This window comes from Blastopirellula retiformator (assembly GCF_007859755.1).
Lineage (GTDB): Bacteria > Planctomycetota > Planctomycetia > Pirellulales > Pirellulaceae > Blastopirellula > Blastopirellula retiformator.
This window is the reverse complement of sequence record NZ_SJPF01000001.1, coordinates 1,774,112-1,774,383: the sequence shown is the minus strand read 5'-3', so window position 1 is coordinate 1,774,383 and position 272 is coordinate 1,774,112.

The following is a 272-nucleotide window of genomic DNA, read 5'->3' as shown; positions in this document are numbered from 1 at the left end:
GAGCCTCTTGAAGAACAACAAAACGGCCAAGGTGGGCGTGAAGAACAAGCGGCTAAAAGCGGGGCGGAACGACGCCTATCTGCTGGAAGTGTTGCTGGCGACGTGATTTATGGTGCGATCGCCGTGGTCTGATGCCGGCTGGTACAATGTATGTGAAGGAAGCAAATCCAGAATGTCATCACGGTCAAGATTTGGATCAAGCTCAATTGTTCCTAAATACTCCACATCCCTTGACTCCAACAACGCATCCCTTTCGAGCACCTGACTAATCG